Annotated in this window: 15 protein-coding genes; 4 read left to right on the top strand and 11 right to left on the bottom strand. The window is 54.2% G+C overall.

From position 1 onward, the window contains the following. Positions 1–37: 37 nt before the first annotated feature. From nadR to serB, 3 genes are read right to left on the bottom strand one after another with little or no spacing between them, the layout of a single operon-like run. Positions 38–1,264, bottom strand: a complete 1,227-nt coding sequence (nadR, locus tag E0L21_RS07670) for a multifunctional transcriptional regulator/nicotinamide-nucleotide adenylyltransferase/ribosylnicotinamide kinase NadR (RefSeq protein ID WP_131408212.1) — start codon at positions 1,262–1,264, stop codon at positions 38–40. Positions 1,265–1,294: 30 nt separating this feature from the next. Beyond that, complete coding sequence (gene radA / locus E0L21_RS07675) at positions 1,295–2,677, bottom strand: DNA repair protein RadA (RefSeq protein WP_131408214.1); 1,383 nt, start codon at positions 2,675–2,677, stop codon at positions 1,295–1,297. Positions 2,678–2,685: 8 nt separating this feature from the next. Next, positions 2,686–3,657: a phosphoserine phosphatase gene (gene serB / locus E0L21_RS07680; RefSeq protein ID WP_131408216.1), complete on the bottom strand. Its 972-nt coding sequence runs from the start codon at positions 3,655–3,657 to the stop codon at positions 2,686–2,688. Positions 3,658–3,775: 118 nt separating this feature from the next. On the opposite strand from serB, the gene E0L21_RS07685 reads away from it, so the two are divergent. Both E0L21_RS07685 and lplA read left to right on the top strand, forming a co-directional pair. Further along, positions 3,776–4,420 carry a YtjB family periplasmic protein gene (locus E0L21_RS07685; RefSeq protein WP_131408218.1) on the top strand — a complete coding sequence of 215 codons (645 nt, stop codon included), beginning with the start codon at positions 3,776–3,778 and terminating at the stop codon, positions 4,418–4,420. 49 nt (positions 4,421–4,469) lie between these two features. Further along, complete coding sequence (lplA, locus tag E0L21_RS07690) at positions 4,470–5,486, top strand: lipoate--protein ligase LplA (RefSeq protein WP_131408220.1); 1,017 nt, start codon at positions 4,470–4,472, stop codon at positions 5,484–5,486. Positions 5,487–5,767: 281 nt separating this feature from the next. On the opposite strand, the gene deoD is transcribed toward lplA, so the two are convergent. The 4 genes from deoD to deoC all read right to left on the bottom strand — a co-directional run bounded on the left by deoD (position 5,768) and on the right by deoC (position 10,001). Further along, positions 5,768–6,487, bottom strand: coding sequence for a purine-nucleoside phosphorylase (gene deoD / locus E0L21_RS07695; RefSeq protein WP_131408222.1), 720 nt, complete (start codon positions 6,485–6,487; stop codon positions 5,768–5,770). Between the two features lie 63 nt (positions 6,488–6,550). Beyond that, complete coding sequence (deoB, locus tag E0L21_RS07700) at positions 6,551–7,774, bottom strand: phosphopentomutase (RefSeq protein ID WP_131408224.1); 1,224 nt, start codon at positions 7,772–7,774, stop codon at positions 6,551–6,553. 51 nt (positions 7,775–7,825) lie between these two features. After that, complete coding sequence (gene deoA / locus E0L21_RS07705; RefSeq protein ID WP_131408226.1) at positions 7,826–9,148, bottom strand: thymidine phosphorylase; 1,323 nt, start codon at positions 9,146–9,148, stop codon at positions 7,826–7,828. A 73-nt stretch (positions 9,149–9,221) separates the two neighbouring features. Beyond that, positions 9,222–10,001 carry a deoxyribose-phosphate aldolase gene (gene deoC / locus E0L21_RS07710; protein ID WP_131408228.1) on the bottom strand — a complete coding sequence of 260 codons (780 nt, stop codon included), beginning with the start codon at positions 9,999–10,001 and terminating at the stop codon, positions 9,222–9,224. Positions 10,002–10,255: 254 nt separating this feature from the next. Here deoC and E0L21_RS07715 point away from each other — a divergent pair, with 254 nt between their 5' ends. Beyond that, positions 10,256–11,806, top strand: coding sequence for a YjjI family glycine radical enzyme (locus E0L21_RS07715; protein WP_131408272.1), 1,551 nt, complete (start codon positions 10,256–10,258; stop codon positions 11,804–11,806). Then, positions 11,778–12,641 (top strand): YjjW family glycine radical enzyme activase, encoded by an 864-nt coding sequence (locus tag E0L21_RS07720; RefSeq protein ID WP_131408230.1) that lies wholly within the window; start codon positions 11,778–11,780, stop codon positions 12,639–12,641. Before E0L21_RS07715 ends, E0L21_RS07720 begins: the two co-directional genes overlap by 29 nt. Here E0L21_RS07720 and E0L21_RS07725 read toward each other — a convergent pair. From E0L21_RS07725 to osmY, 4 genes are all read right to left on the bottom strand, one after another. After that, a complete protein-coding gene (locus tag E0L21_RS07725) occupies positions 12,630–13,415 on the bottom strand; it encodes a TatD family hydrolase (RefSeq protein ID WP_131408232.1) in 786 nt (261 codons plus the stop codon). The two genes, E0L21_RS07720 and E0L21_RS07725, sit on opposite strands and share 12 nt — an antisense overlap. Next, positions 13,412–14,482: a patatin-like phospholipase family protein gene (locus E0L21_RS07730; RefSeq protein WP_131408234.1), complete on the bottom strand. Its 1,071-nt coding sequence runs from the start codon at positions 14,480–14,482 to the stop codon at positions 13,412–13,414. Before E0L21_RS07730 ends, E0L21_RS07725 begins: the two co-directional genes overlap by 4 nt. A gap of 120 nt (positions 14,483–14,602) precedes the next feature. Then, the gene (locus tag E0L21_RS07735) at positions 14,603–14,764 is read right to left on the bottom strand and encodes a DUF1328 domain-containing protein (RefSeq protein WP_007373037.1); all 162 of its coding nucleotides are present in this window, start codon (positions 14,762–14,764) and stop codon (positions 14,603–14,605) included. Positions 14,765–14,893: 129 nt separating this feature from the next. After that, positions 14,894–15,511 (bottom strand): molecular chaperone OsmY, encoded by a 618-nt coding sequence (gene osmY / locus E0L21_RS07740; protein WP_131408236.1) that lies wholly within the window; start codon positions 15,509–15,511, stop codon positions 14,894–14,896. Positions 15,512–15,596 lie beyond the last annotated feature (85 nt).

Consider the following 15,596-nt stretch of genomic DNA (forward strand, 5'->3'; position numbering starts at 1 on the left):
GGCCGTGGAATATACCAGACCGGCCTGCCATTTCAGCCTACGGCCCCATTAACTGTTTAACCAGATCGACGCACTGTAAAAAACGAGAGTCATAATCCGCAGCTTCAACACGCACGTACTCGATATTATTTTCCCGCAGCATCGATACCAATAAATCCTGAAACTCCTTGCGATCGACAGAACTGCCGAGACTTCTTAGGCCATCATTCACCCACGGCGTATTATTTTCCAGCAAGATTACCAGGTCAAAACGGTATTCATCAATCAAGGCCTGAACGAAAGGATGTTCACGTCCTTCATATTTTTTGCAGAACGCCTGCGTGGTGACAAAATCCGTATCGATAAACGCCACTTTATTGGCGTACTTCACGGCAAAATCGATGTACTGCGCGTGTCCAAGGGCGATTTTGTCATAGTCAGAATATTGCAGTGCAATTTCGTCACCGCCAAGATGAGAAAATACGTAATCGCGGCCATATTCCCATGCGCTGGTGGTATTGAAGATATTGGCGAGTTTATTAACCAGCGTCGACTTGCCGCTGGACTCTCCACCCAGAATCGCCACCGTGCGCACGAAAAAGGGCTTTACCTCAGTCGGAATATAATCCCAATAACGGAACGGGTTCTCGCGGATTTGCGAACCACTGATATTCATAAAGGTGCGCTTAGGGTCGACCAGCACGGCTTCAATCCCCAGGTGTTGCCGGTACTGCGGCGCATCGGCCTCTTCAGAGGTGTAAATCCAGTTTGGCGTGATGCCTTTTTCGGTCATAAACGCTTTGATGCCTTTACTCCAGACATCCCAGCCGTGCGGATAAGGTTCCATGCCTTCTTCGTTAAATGCATGAATACGAATATTTTTCTGGTACTTAAAAGTCTGTAGCAGCCAGCGCAAGCGATCGCTGACCGTCGGCTGTTGGGACATCGCGCTGTCTTCGAACAGCTCGCGATCGCGCGTATCGTCATAACCAAGAATGATATGCAGCTCATCCACCTGGCTGCAGGCGCGCTGGATTAAGTAGATATGGCCGGTGTGCAGCGGATAAAACTTGCCAAAGACCACGCCGATATTCTTCTGCCGACGGGGAAACTCAAGATCGAGGAAGCGGTGCAGCGCCTCCAGCTTTTGCGCACTGGGGCTCTTAATTTTGGCATTCAGCAGTTGGCTCAGATAGCCTTTGGTCATACCGCTGGCGTCGGCTACCTGCTGTAACGTGCAGCCTTTCTGGCGAATTGCGGTTTTTAAATAGTCGAATGACGACATTGTTGCCTCCTGCAAAAAAACATTAGCCAATTATAAGTCGTCAAAGACGCTTAGCGCATCCGTGAGCTTCTTCACGCCGAAGATTTGCATCCCTTCCGGCACTTTTTTCGGCACATTCGCTGCCGGGACGATAGCGCGACGGAAACCATGCTTCGCGGCTTCAGAAATGCGCTCCTGGCCGCTCGGCACCGGGCGAATCTCCCCTGCCAGCCCGACTTCGCCAAACACCACTAAATCCTGCGGCAACGGTCTGTCGCGCAGGCTGGAAACCATTGCCAGCAACAACGCCAGATCGGCACTGGTTTCGGTCACTTTGACGCCACCGACCACGTTGACGAACACATCCTGATCCGCCATCTGCAAGCCACCGTGGCGGTGCAGCACCGCCAGTAAAATCGCCAGACGGTTTTGCTCCAGCCCTACCGCCACGCGGCGCGGGTTGGACATCATCGAGTGATCAACCAACGCCTGAATTTCAACTAACAGCGGTCGCGTCCCTTCCCACACTACCATCACCGAACTGCCGGACGTGACTTCATCGCCGCGGCTTAAAAAAATCGCCGACGGGTTACTGACTTCACGCAGTCCCTGCTCAGTCATGGCGAATACGCCAAGTTCGTTGACCGCACCGAAACGGTTTTTATGGCTGCGCAAGGTGCGAAAACGTGAATCCGCGTCACCGTCGAGCAACACCGAGCAGTCAATGCAGTGTTCGAGCACCTTCGGTCCGGCTAGCGAACCGTCTTTGGTGACGTGGCCGACCATTACAATCGCTACGCCGCGCGTTTTCGCAAAACGTGTCAGATAAGCCGCCGTTTCACGCACCTGCGCCACACTGCCGGGCGACGACTGAATATCCGCCATGTGCATGACCTGAATCGAGTCGATCACCATCAGCTTCGGCTGTTCCTCTTCGGCGATCATGCAGATTTGCTCAATGCTGGTTTCCGACAACATATTAAGGTTGCCGGTCGGCAACCCGAGACGATGCGCGCGCATCGCTACCTGCTGCAATGACTCTTCACCAGTGACATACAGCGTTTTCATCTGCTCGGCGAGTTTACACAGCGTCTGTAACAGCAGCGTCGATTTACCCGCGCCAGGGTTGCCGCCAATCAGAATCGCGCTACCGGGTACAACACCGCCGCCGAGCACACGGTCGAACTCTTTAAAACCGGTGGAAAAGCGCGGCAGCTCTTCGAGGCTGATATCCGCCAGCTTTTGCACTTTTGATACGCCTGCGTTGCCCGCGTAACCGGAAAGACGCTCATTACGCGCCACAGTGGGCGAAGCGGCAACGCGCACTTCCGTAATGGTGTTCCATGCGTGACAGGCGCTGCACTGCCCCTGCCAGCGCGGATAATCCGCACCGCATTCATTACAGACAAACGCACGTTTGGGAGCTTTCGCCACAATAACCTCTACTTCTTATTGATGCCGCAGGAAAGAATACAAAATACGCCCATCAGATCGGCGTGGCGAATGATGACTTCCGCCTTCTCATTCACTTTTGGTTTGGCATGAAACGCAATGCCAAGCCCGGCAGCTTTGATCATCGGTAAATCGTTCGCGCCATCGCCGATAGCCACAGTTTGCTCCGGCTCAATTTCATACTTTTCGGCCAGTTGCTTCAGGGTGTTAGCTTTGAACTGCGCATCCACGATATCACCCAGTACCTGGCCGGTGAATTTACCGTCCATTATCTCGAGTTCGTTGGCGACCGCCGCCGTTAAATGCAGCTTGTCGCGCAGGTAATCGGCAAAAAAAGTAAAGCCGCCCGAGGCGATAGCCACTTTCCAGCCCAATGTTTCCAGCTTCAACACCAGTTGCACAAGCCCTGGCATTAACGGCAGTTTTTCCCGCACTTGCAGCAAAATATTGGCGTCTGCACCTTTCAGCGTCGCCACACGACTGCGCAGACTGGCGGCGAAATCGAGCTCGCCGCGCATCGCACGTTCGGTCACTTCCGCCACCATTTCACCAGTGCCGGCAATCTTAGCGATTTCATCAATACATTCGATTTGTATGGCGGTAGAGTCCATATCCATCACCAGCAGCCCTGGCGAGCGCAGATGCGGGATTTTTCCCAGCGGGGCGACGTCCATACCTTCATCGTGTGCGAGGCGCGTCGCGCGCGGCGTCAACGAACCTGCCAGGCGAAGAACCTGATAATCGTCTACGCTCCACGCGGCAACAATCACCATTGCCGCACCCAGTTTACGCTGATAGGTCGTCAGGCGTTGCTTATCCAGATTACGGGCGTACAGCAGCCAGCCGCTGCGACCAGCGTGATAGTCCAGAGGCATCACCTCATCGCCACTTAAAGAGAGCGGCAATCCCGGCCACTGAGAAACATCATCGGGCAGATCGCACCAGGTCAAACTGTTAGGCATTAAAGCTCCTGTAAAAACGTTCGCGCCAGAAAGCATCGGAGGGGAAAATAACGCATGAGGCTACCTTGTAACCAGCGCTTCTGGCAACATTAAGCCTCAAATTTTCAACAGGTGGAATATGGCTCGCGCAAAACTTAAATTTCGGCTGCATCGCGCCGTTATCGTCCTCATCTGTCTGGCACTGCTGGTGGCGCTGATGCAGGGTGCGTCCTGGTTCAGCCAAAACCATCAGCGCCAGCGCAATCCGCAGTTTGAAGAACTGGCGAGAACACTGGCGCGCCAGGTAACGCTGAATCTCACGCCGCTGATGCGCACAGAAACCCCGGACGAAAAACGTATCAACGTCGTGCTGCGCCAGCTTACCGAAGAGAGCCGCATTCTGGACGCAGGGGTGTACGATGCGCAAGGTGATCTGATCGCGCGCTCCGGTGAAAGTATTGATGTGCGTGACCGGCTGGCGCTGGACGGTAAAAAAGCAGGCGGTTATTTCAACCAGCAAATTGTTGAGCCGATTCAAGGAAAGAGCGGCCCGCTGGGCTACCTGCGGCTGACGCTGGATACGCACACGCTGGCGACAGAAGCCAAACAGGTGGATAACACCACCAATATTTTGCGCTTGATGTTGCTGCTGTCGCTGGCCATTGGCGTGGTGCTGACGCGCACCCTGTTGCAAGGCAAACGCACCCGCTGGCAGCAATCGCCGTTTTTGCTGACGGCCAATAAATCCGTACCGGAAGAAGAAGAGCACGACAGGAAAGCGTAGCTCAGGCCGCTACCGGTAAAAACTACAGGTTACAGAAAGGAAATCTGCTATGTCGACGCTTCGTCTGCTTATCTCTGACTCGTACGATCCCTGGTTCAACCTGGCGGTTGAAGAGTGCATTTTCCGCCAGATGCCTGCCACGCAACGCGTACTGTTCTTATGGCGCAACGCGGATACGGTGGTCATTGGGCGGGCGCAAAACCCATGGAAAGAGTGCAATACCCGTCGCATGGAAGAAGATAACGTGCGGCTGGCAAGGCGTAGCAGCGGTGGCGGCGCGGTATTCCATGACCTTGGCAATACTTGTTTCACCTTTATGGCCGGAAAGCCGGAGTACGACAAAACCATCTCCACGGCGATTGTACTTAATGCATTGAATTCGCTTGGCGTGACAGCGGAAGCCTCCGGGCGCAACGACCTGGTGGTGAAAACGGCGGAAGGCGATCGCAAAGTGTCTGGTTCAGCCTACCGGGAAACCAAAGATCGCGGCTTCCATCATGGCACGTTGCTGTTAAATGCCGATCTCAGCCGCCTGGCTAATTACCTCAATCCGGACAAGAAAAAGCTACAAGCCAAAGGGATTACTTCGGTGCGCGGTCGCGTGGCGAATCTGGTGGATTTACTGCCGGGCATTACCCATCAGCAAATCTGCGACGCGGTCACCGAAGCCTTCTTCGCCCACTATGGCGAGCGGGTTACGGCTGAGGTTATCTCGCCAGATAAAACCCCGGATCTGCCCAATTTCGCCGAAACCTTTGCCCGCCAAAGCAGCTGGGAGTGGAACTTCGGCCAGGCACCAGCATTCAGCCATTTGCTTGATGAGCGCTTTACCTGGGGCGGCGTGGAGCTGCATTTTGACGTGGAAAAAGGGCATATCACCCGCACGCAAGTGTTTACCGATAGCCTGAACCCCGCGCCGTTAGAAGCGCTGGCCGCACGTTTACAGGGCTGCCTCTATCGCGCGGATATGCTGGCGCAGGAGTGTGATGCTCTATTAGTCGATTTTCCGGAACAGGAACAAGAGCTGCGCGAGCTTTCCGCATGGATTGCCAGCGCGGTGCGCTAGACCTTAATAGCCTGATGACGCCATGCTTATCAGGCCTGAATGGCCATTACACCAGCCCATGTACTATCCGTTTCACCTGTGCCCGTTTATCGCACATGTCAGGCGCATTATGGGGTAATCATTCGTTGATATGCGCATCATGAATAGATTCGTGACTAGAGGCTTGAGTAAATCATCTGCACTACTTTATGAATCGCATGGAAAAAATAGAAATGATGCGTATTGATAGATTGAAGTGAATAGATAAAAAAGGGCAGAGAACCTGCCCTTAGAAAAGCAACTTACGCTTTATCGCCCAGCAGGACAGATTCCAGCGCAATTTTGATCATGTCGTTGAACGTGGTTTGACGCTCAGCGGCAGTGGTCTGTTCGTGCGTACGGATATGGTCAGAAACGGTGCAGATTGTCAGCGCTTTCGCACCGAACTCCGCCGCAACGCCATAAATACCCGCCGCTTCCATTTCCACGCCCAGGATGCCGTATTTTTCCATCACGTCGAACATTTCGCCGTCCGGAGAGTAGAACAGATCGGCAGAGAACAGGTTGCCCACGCGCGCGTCTACGCCCAGCGCTTTTGCCGCATCAACCGCGTTACGCACCATGTCGAAATCCGCAATTGCCGCGAAATCGTGATCTTTAAAACGCATACGGTTCACTTTGGAATCGGTGCAGGCACCCATGCCAATAACGATGTCACGCAGTTGCACATCCATACGTACCGCGCCGCAGGAGCCGACACGAATGATTTTTTTCACGCCGAAATCGGTGATCAGCTCTTTGGTATAGATGGAGCACGACGGGATTCCCATGCCGTGACCCATAACAGAAATTTTGCGGCCTTTATAAGTACCGGTGTAACCCAGCATGCCGCGCACGTTGTTCACTTCGCGGTAGTCTTCGAGGAAAGTTTCCGCAATATGTTTTGCACGCAGCGGATCGCCCGGCATCAACACTACGTCAGCGAAATCGCCCATTTCTGCATTAATATGTGGGGTAGCCATCGTCAATTCCTTTATGTCGTTGTCGTTGAAACAGAAAGGGCGGGAATCACCCGCCCAAAATCATCAGAACATGGCCTTGCCATATTCCATATCAGAGACGCCGAAGTACTTCGCAATCGTCTGCCCAATATCCGCAAAGGTGTCACGGTGCCCCAGCGAGCCCGGTTTCACTTTCGGGCCGTAAACCAGCACCGGAATGTGCTCGCGAGTGTGGTCAGTGCCTTTCCAGGTTGGATCACAGCCGTGATCGGCAGTAAGGATCAGAATGTCGTCTTCGCCGACTAATTCCATCAACTCCGGCAAACGGCGATCAAAAAGCTCCAGACCGCCAGCATAACCGGCTACATCGCGACGATGGCCCCATGATGAGTCAAAATCGACGAAGTTGGTAAAGACGATTGTCTTATCACCGGCTTCTTTCATCTCTTTGATGGTGGCGTCAAACAGCGCATCCAGGCCGGTGGCTTTCACTTTTTTGGTGATGCCGCAGTTGGCATAGATATCGGCAATTTTACCGACCGAAACCACGTGGCCATCTTTCTCTTCGACCAGTTTTTGCAGCACGGTAGCTGACGGCGGTTCAACGGCCAGATCATGGCGGTTACCGGTACGCTGGAAGTTACCCGCTTTATCGCCAACAAACGGGCGCGCAATCACGCGGCCAATGTTGTAGCCACCTTCGGTCAGCTCTTCACGCGCAATTTCGCACAGCTCATACAGCTTATCCAGACCAAAAGTCTCTTCGTGGCACGCAATCTGGAACACCGAGTCTGCAGAGGTGTAGAAAATCGGCTTGCCGGTTTTCATGTGCTCTTCGCCGAGCTGGTCAAGAATCACCGTACCGGAAGAGTGACAGTTGCCAAGGTAACCTGGCAGATTAGCGCGTTTCACCAGCTTATCCAGCAGTTCCTGCGGGAAGCTGTTTTCGGTGTCGCTAAAGTAACCCCAGTCGAACAGCACCGGCACACCGGCGATTTCCCAGTGGCCTGACGGCGTATCTTTCCCGGAAGAGAGTTCATGCGCCCACGCATAAGCACCGGTGATTTCCGCGTTGGCGTCCATCCCGGCAGGAATAAAACCTGTTGCGCCTTCGTGCGCTTTCGCCAGCCCCAGACGGGTCAGATTGGGTAAATTCAGCGGGCCTTTGCGCCCGGTGTCGGCTTCACCTTTCGCGCAAACTTCAGCGATGTGACCGAGGGTATCGGAACCCACGTCACCAAAGCGCTCCGCGTCTTCGGTCGCACCGATGCCGAAAGAGTCCAGCACCATAATAAATGCACGTTTCATATGTTCTCCGTACCTTGTGCTTTGTAAAAAAGCGATCAGATCAGTATACCGCTATTCAGTAATGCGGCGATAGACCGTCGGTGTCTCTTTTGGTGCGCTGTCGCCCATAGCAATGGCCGCTTTCACCGCCTGCGCAGCCTCTTGCCAGCTGGCTTCGTCTTTGGCGTGGATCACCGCCAGCGGGCGCTGACCATCAACGCGTTCACCCAGACGCACCATATCGGTAAAGCCCACGCTGTAATCAATATTGTCCGACGCCTGGCGACGGCCGCCGCCCATCGAAACGACCGCCATGCCCAGCGCGCGAGTATCCATCGCCGTGATAAACCCTTCATCATCGGCATATACAGCTTTGCTGAGCGTCGCCGTTGGCAGGTATTTCGTGTAGTTTTCCACGAAATCGCTCGGCCCTTTTTGTGCCGCAACCATGCGCCCAAAGACCTCTGCCGCTTTACCGTTATCCAGCACCGCTTGCAGCTTCGCCCGCGCTTCGGCGTTATCTTTCGCCAGTTTGCCGGAAATCAACATCTCCACGCACAGCGCCATGGTGACGTCAAACAAGCGCGGATTGCGGTATTCACCGGTCAGGAACTGCACCGCTTCACGCACTTCCACCGCGTTACCCGCACTAGAAGCCAGTACCTGGTTCATATCGGTCAGCAGTGCGGTAGTTCGCACGCCGGCGCCGTTGGCAACACCAACAATCGCTTCTGCCAGTTGTTCAGAAAGGGCGTAAGTCGGCATAAATGCACCGCTGCCCACCTTGACATCCATTACCAGCGCATCGAGGCCTTCCGCCAGTTTTTTGGCGAGGATGGATGCCGTAATTAGCGGAATGGAGTCCACCGTCGCGGTGATATCGCGCGTGGCGTAGAAACGTTTATCCGCTGGAGCCAGCGAATTGGTCTGGCCGATAATCGCCACACCGACATCCTTAATAATCTCGCGAAAGCGGTTATCTTCCGGGAAGATATCAAACCCCGGGATCGCCTCCAGTTTGTCGAGTGTGCCGCCAGTATGGCCAAGACCGCGCCCGGAAATCATCGGAATATACCCGCCGCAGGCTGCCACCATCGGGCCGAGCATCAATGAGGTGACATCGCCCACGCCGCCGGTCGAGTGTTTATCCACCACCGGGCCGTTAAGATCGAGCGGTTTCCAGTCCAGAACGGTGCCCGAATCTCGCATCGCCATGGTCAGCGAAACGCGCTCCGGCATCGTCATATCGTGGAAAAAAATGGTCATTGCCAGGGCTGCAATCTGCCCTTCAGAGACGGTGTTATCGCGTATTCCGTTGATAAAGAAACGGATTTCTTCATAACTCAGCGCGAGACCATCGCGTTTTTTTCGAATAATTTCTTGAGCGAGAAACAAGGTAACCCCCTGAGGAATAAAGCCGGAAAATCCATTGACACCGGGCAGCGATGCACCGCCCGGCAATGACAAATTAATAGCTGCTTGCGCTCTTACCGTCGCCGTGGCCCAACGCTTTCAGCAGGCTTGCCAGCAGGCTGGAGGCGCCAAAACGGTAATGACGGGCATCGGCCCAATCGGCACCAAACAGGTCATCGGCAATCGCCAGGTACTGCTGCGCATCTTCCGCGCTACGTACGCCACCTGCCGGTTTGAAACCGACGGTTTTCTCAACGCCCATATCGCGAATCACTTCCAGCATGATACGCGCGCTTTCCGGGGTTGCGTTTACTGGCACTTTGCCGGTTGAGGTTTTGATAAAATCTGCGCCGGCTTTAATGGCGATTTCAGAGGCTTTACGGATCAGCGCTTCCGTTTTCAGCTCACCGGTTTCAATGATTACTTTCAGCAGCACGTTCGCCGCCGCGCAAGCCTCTTTACAGGCTTTCACCAGATCAAAACCCACCTGCTCGTTACCGGCGATCAACGCGCGGTACGGGAACACCACATCAACTTCATCCGCGCCGTAAGCAATGGCAGCACGCGTTTCGGCCAGCGCGATGTCGATATCGTCGTTACCATGCGGGAAGTTGGTCACTGTTGCGATACGCACATCCGGTGTACCTTGCGCGTTCAGGGTTTTGCGCGCAATCGGGATAAAACGCGGGTAGATACAGATGGCGGCGGTGTTGCCCACCGGGGTTTTTGCCTGATGACACAGGGCGATGACTTTCTCGTTGGTGTCATCATCATTCAGGGTGGTCAGGTCCATCAATTTCAGCGCACGCAGGCTGCTTGCCGTTAAATCACTCATAGTCTCTCCGACGGCATAATGCCGGTTTTCTGTTCGGGTTTGTTAGTATTTTAACATCAACCCACTTTCACACTTCGACATCCATCACAGTTAATGAAAACCAAATTCACGTTTGCAAAACCATAATGGGACATTGATCAAACTTTTAAATTCACATCAGTAATGATTGTGCTGACAGTGGACGGGATCAAAAGCGACAAACAGCAGGCTCCGTACACTCATCCCCATCTCTCAAGGAAATAAGAGGAACGATGATGTCCCCGTCTGTTGATCCCTCATTGCTGTCACGCTGCCAGCAAATTGTTACCAGCCCAACGCTCACGCCAGAACAAAAGCGCCATTTCCTGGCGCTGGAAGCGGAAAACGCCCTGCCCTATCCGGCGTTGTCACAAGCGGCCCGCGCGGCACTTGATGAGGGCGCCATCTGCGATATGTTTGAAGGCCACGCCCCCTACAAACCGCGTTATGTACTGCCGGATTACGCCAAATTTCTCGCTAACGGTTCCGCATGGCTGGAGCTGGAAGGGGCGGAGGATCTTGATGACGCACTCTCTTTACTGACGATCCTCTACCACCATGTTCCATCAGTGACATCAATGCCTGTTTATCTCGGCCAGCTTGATGCCCTGCTACAACCATATGTTAGAATTCTAACACAACAGGAAATCGATAGCCGCATAAAACGTTTTTGGCGCTATCTCGACAGGACGCTGCCGGATGCCTTTATGCATGCCAATATTGGCCCATTCGACACCCCCATTACGCGTGCCATTTTGCGTGCGGATACCGAGCTGAAGCAGGTTGCGCCAAACTTAACCTTTATCTATGACCCGGATATTACGCCAGATGATCTGCTGCTGGAGGTGGTGAAAAATATCTGCGAATGCAGTAAACCGCACATCGCTAACGGCCCCGTGCATGATAATATTTTCACAAAAGGCGGCTATGGCATTGTGAGCTGCTACAACTCTCTGCCGCTTGGCGGCGGCGGCAGTACGCTGGTACGCCTCAATCTGAAAGTAATTGCTGAACGTAGCACATCGCTGGAGGATTTTTTCACTCATCAGTTGCCACACTATTGCCAGCAGCAAATGGCAATTATTGATGCCCGCTGCGATTTTCTGTATCAACAATCCGGTTTCTTTGAGCATAGCTTTCTGGTGCAGGAAGGCTTGATTTCTGCCGATCGTTTTGTGCCCATGTTCGGCATGTATGGGCTGGCCGAAGCGGTCAATACGCTTTGCGACAAAGCCGGGCTCACTGCGCGTTACGGCAAAGATGAACAGGCCAACGCACTCGGTTACCGCATCAGTGAACAACTGGCGAACTATGTGGTAAATACGCCGGTAAAACACGGCTGGCGACAGCGGGCCATGCTCCATGCGCAGTCGGGTATCAGCTCCGATACCGATACCACGCCAGGCGCGCGTCTGCCTTATGGCGATGAACCGGATCCGATTACCCATCTGCTCACCGTCGCGCCGCATCACGCTTGGTATCACGCCGGGATCAGCGACATTTTGACCCTCGATGAAACGGTGAAACGTAACCCGCAAGCGGTGGTGCAACTCTGCCTTGGCGCGTTTAAAGCTGGCATGCGCGAATTCACTGCCAACGTGGCGGGAAACGATCTGGTTCGCGTCACCGGTTATATGGTGCGCCTGTCAGATCTCAAGAAATTCCGTGCCGCAGGCTCACGCATCAATACCACCTGGTTGGGTGAAGAGGCGGCGCGTAACACGCATATTCTGGAGCGACAACCCCGCGTGGTCAGCCATGAACAGCAGATGCGCTTTCGTCAGTAAAATCATCCCTTTCTCGTGTGTGGATGGGCCAGGCAGCCGCCTGGCGCTGTTTTTACAGGGCTGCAATATGCGCTGTAAAAGCTGCCATAACCCGTGGACCATCGGTCGCTGCAACCACTGCGGCGGCTGCGTATCGGGCTGCTCGCAACAAGCGCTCTCGTTCAGTGGGGGAAAAGTACAATGGAACGCTGCGCTTTGTGAGCAGTGCGACACGTGCCTGCGGATGTGCCCGCAGCAAGCCACGCCGATGGCGCAGCAAATGAGTGTGGAAAACCTTGTGGCGCAGATTCGCAAAGTTGCCCTGTTTATTGAAGGCATCACCGTCAGCGGCGGCGAAGCGACGCTGCAACTGCCCTTCCTGCATGCGTTGTTCTCCGCGCTGCGCCGCGACGCACAACTGCGCCATTTGAATTGCCTGGTCGACAGCAACGGCCTGCTCAGCGAAACCGGTTGGCACAAACTGTTACCGGTCTGCGACGGCGCGATGATCGATCTCAAAGCCTGGGGCAATGAGCGGCACCGTTTTCTTACCGGGCGGGATAATAGGCAGGTGAAAGCCAGCGTGCGGTTACTGGCGGCAGAAAAAAGATTAGCGGAGCTACGCCTGCTGGTGATCCCGCAACAGAGCGATTATCTGGCGCATATCGATGCGCTGGCAGCCTTTATTCATGAACTCGGCGAGGTGCCGGTGCGGCTAAACGCCTTTCATGCCCATGGCGTTTACGGTGAGGCGCAAACATGGCGCAGCGCCACGCCAGAGGATGTGGAACCGCTCGCACTGGCGCTAGAGGAACGGGGCGTGAAAACCGTGCTGCGCCCGGCGCTATATCTGTAGGGCAAAGAAGAGCCGCTGCGTATTTTCCAGCAGCGCCTGTGCAATGATATCCGGCGCTTCCGGGCGCAATTCGCACAAGGTGTCGAACACCTGCGCGGCCCGTTCAGGCCGATTGGGCTGCCCTTGAAAACCATTGAGCGGCATGTCTGGCGCATCCGTTTCCAGCAGCAATGCGGAAAGCGGCAACTGTGTCATCACATCACGGGTTTTACTGGCGCGCGGGTAGGTAATGGTGCCGCCCACGCCGATGCAATAGCCCAGTTCAATAAAGCGCTGCGCCTGCTGCAGGCTGCCGGCGAAACCATGCACCACGCCACGGCGTGGTAAATCATGTTTTTTCAAATGCATGGCCAGCTTGTCATGCGTACGGCGTGAATGGAGGATCACCGGCAAATCAAAGCGTTTTGCCAGTTTTAACTGCGCGTCCAGCACCTGCTGTTGGCGCTCAAACTGCGGATCGTCGCGGTAAAGATCAAGACCAATTTCCCCTATCGCCACTACTTTCTCGGGCTTTGCCGCAAGCATCTGTTCAAGCTGTTGCAGGCTTTCGTCGCAGTGCTCTTCAATCACAATCGGGTGTAGCCCTAGCGCGGCATAGAGCGCGGTATGCTGGTGTGCTAAGTGGCAAACGCGCTCAAAATAACGGGCCGCAATGGCCGGCACAATAATGCGCTCTACGCCTGCATCGCCCGCACGGGCGATACTCTCAGCCTCATCGCCGGTAAACGGCGGGAAATCGAAATGACAGTGGGTATCGATAAAGCGGAAACTCACGCCGTATCCTCTTTATTGATAGGTAAATCGTTGGCCTGCACAGTGCTGACCAACGGCGTATCCAGCGCATCGTTGGCCACCGCAGCCGGAGGAACAACACGCGTTGCAGGCGTGATAATCGGTGCGTGGCGCACCAGCGGCGGCGTTTCCGCCAGCAATTTGCCCACCGTCGCCAGGAAATAGCGCCCACACAAACGCCCGATTCTATAATCATCGCGCAACGCCGGTAAACGGCTACCCAGCGCCATGCTGTTCAATAACTTCGGCGGGTATATTTCAAAGATACGCAATTTACCCGGCGGCGTTTCAATGAAGCGTTGGATTGCCAGGTAACTTTTCTCATGGTGCTGCACCAGATTGATTAAGGATTGAAGGCTGCTCTCTCCCAGCCAGCGTTCCATTCGTTTGAACCACTGCGGCGTGTAGTACATTTGCGACGGTACGGTGCGGATCACCACGATCGTGTTCGCACCACGTTTTGCCGCCTCCTGCACCGGAATGGCATCACTGACGCCACCGTCCAGATAATTAATGCCCTCCAGCGCCACCCCCGGCCGATAAAAACCCGGAATCGCGCTGGAAGCGCGAATCAAATCGAGCCATGTCTGGTGAGTGGGGGAAAAATAGGCCGGAGAGTAATCATCCTGCCGACAGGCGCACATATAAAATTCTTTGCCCGCATCGAAAGCCCGCGCGGCATAGTCCATCGCCAGCGGCATCTGGCTTGAGGTCGATTCTACCAGCCAGTCGAGATCGATAAGGTTGCCGCCGCGCACAAAGCGCACCGGATTGAAAAATTCCCGCGAAGTGGTATAGCGCATTATCACTTTGCGTGCGTAGCCTGGTTGATTGCAGACATAAGCGGAAAGATTTTGCGCACCGGCAGAGCTACCGAAATAGAGATCGAAAGGATTAAATTCCGCACGCATAAACTCGTCCAGAACTCCGGCGGTAAAAATGCCCCGCTGTCCACCGCCTTCGCATACGAGTGCGAGCCGGCCCGGACGAAAAGGTTTTAACGCCAGCGGTGCGATGTTGCCGAGCGTAACGGGAATATGCTGGCCCACTCTGCTTTCCTTATTGATGCGCTGAATATCTCAAAGTAGCGCACTTTTCCCGCAGCTGAAACAGCAAAGCCAGTCACGAGGACTGGCTTTAATGTAACCGAAATTTAAGCGTGTAATACGCTATGGACGCCGACGGCCCATAAACAGGCTGACGAGGAACAGGATAATACCGACGATAAAGACAATTTTCGCGGCCCCTGCTGCCGTACCCGCAAGACCACCAAAGCCCAGTGCGGCGGCAATTAACGCGATAACCAGAAATATAATGCCCCAACGAAACATAAAACTCTCCTTTACCATAGTTAATTTCAACCGCTTAAGGTGGGCGCTCAGGATGCCCACCGGCGATGTTTTCCTGGTACGTGCTTGTCATACCCGGTTTTAACCGGGTAGTGACGTTTTCAGGATTAGTTACTTCACTTTGAGATCGTTTTTCACGCTTTTCACGCCTTCGATTGCTTTGGCGATACTTTCAGCGCGTTCACTTTGTGCCTGTGAATCTACGGTACCGGACAACTGCACCACGCCATCGGTGGTTTCAACCTTCACCTTACGGGAAGGGACAACATCGTCGGCCAGCAGTTTTGCTTTGATTTCACTGGTTGTTGCGGTATCACCCGCATAACCTTTCATGGTCTTGTTTTTGCCGTCACGCACGTGCAGCTTATCGCTCACAGAAGCCACGCCTTCGACACCTTTGGCCACAGAGACGGCTTGTTCGGCCTGCGCCTGGCTTTCAACAAAGCCGCTCAGCGTGACGACTTTTTTGTCTGTTTTTACAGAAATATCAGTGCTTTTAATGTTTTCATGATCCACCAGCGCCGCTTTTACTTTCGCGGTGATGGTGCTGTCATCCATGAAACCACCGACTTTATTCATTGAGCTATCGATTGATTCCCCTGCGCTAGAAGCAGCATTTTGCGCTTTGTCGGTAGTCGTCTCCGCAGCGAATGCGGAACCACTTGCCAGAACAGAACCCAACATCACGGCCAGCAGAGTCTTGGAAATAGTCAGTTTTTTCATAGTCATCGATGTTCTTCCTGTTGGTTTGCCCACAATTTGGGCTACAAGCAGCAACGTGTGCCACTCTACTGCTGTGGTGAAAACCACCCAA

Origin of the sequence: Kosakonia quasisacchari, from assembly GCF_004331415.1 — a bacterium.
Classification (GTDB): Bacteria; Pseudomonadota; Gammaproteobacteria; order Enterobacterales; family Enterobacteriaceae; genus Kosakonia; species Kosakonia quasisacchari.

Coding starts and splice junctions, on each gene's coding strand:
- nadR (WP_131408212.1), bottom strand. CDS start 1,264: ATGTCGTCATTCGACTATTTAAAAACCGCAATTCGCCAGAAAGGCTGC.
- serB (WP_131408216.1), bottom strand. CDS start 3,657: ATGCCTAACAGTTTGACCTGGTGCGATCTGCCCGATGATGTTTCTCAG.
- E0L21_RS07685 (WP_131408218.1), top strand. CDS start 3,776: ATGGCTCGCGCAAAACTTAAATTTCGGCTGCATCGCGCCGTTATCGTC.
- lplA (WP_131408220.1), top strand. CDS start 4,470: ATGTCGACGCTTCGTCTGCTTATCTCTGACTCGTACGATCCCTGGTTC.
- deoD (WP_131408222.1), bottom strand. CDS start 6,487: ATGGCTACCCCACATATTAATGCAGAAATGGGCGATTTCGCTGACGTA.
- deoB (WP_131408224.1), bottom strand. CDS start 7,774: ATGAAACGTGCATTTATTATGGTGCTGGACTCTTTCGGCATCGGTGCG.
- deoC (WP_131408228.1), bottom strand. CDS start 10,001: ATGAGTGATTTAACGGCAAGCAGCCTGCGTGCGCTGAAATTGATGGAC.
- E0L21_RS07715 (WP_131408272.1), top strand. CDS start 10,256: ATGTCCCCGTCTGTTGATCCCTCATTGCTGTCACGCTGCCAGCAAATT.
- E0L21_RS07720 (WP_131408230.1), top strand. CDS start 11,778: ATGAACAGCAGATGCGCTTTCGTCAGTAAAATCATCCCTTTCTCGTGT.
- E0L21_RS07735 (WP_007373037.1), bottom strand. CDS start 14,764: ATGTTTCGTTGGGGCATTATATTTCTGGTTATCGCGTTAATTGCCGCC.
- osmY (WP_131408236.1), bottom strand. CDS start 15,511: ATGACTATGAAAAAACTGACTATTTCCAAGACTCTGCTGGCCGTGATG.